Below are 216 nucleotides of genomic sequence, written 5' to 3' on the forward strand. Positions count from 1 at the left end.
GGCAACATTGCCTCGATCGAAGCGGCCTTTTCGCAACTGTATGCCCGCGCCAGTTTCGCCAGGCAACCCGTCGGGTTCGCCTTGAAACTGAGCAACTGGTGGGACCTGGAAGGCGTTGGCGCACTGGCCAACCGACAATTCCCCACCGGCCACGGGATCCACGCCACGCCGTCGGAGATTGCGGTGACTCAATGGGCCTACCCGGACGCGATCAAG

At 63.0% G+C, this 216-nt stretch carries 1 pseudogene; it reads left to right on the top strand.

Features of this window, described 5'->3' with window-relative positions:
• Window positions 1–216 (top strand): annotated as a pseudogene (locus ACW9IB_RS29600) (creatininase family protein); the annotation flags it as partial.

It is taken from the genome of Pseudomonas sp. SDO524_S393, from assembly GCF_054071875.1.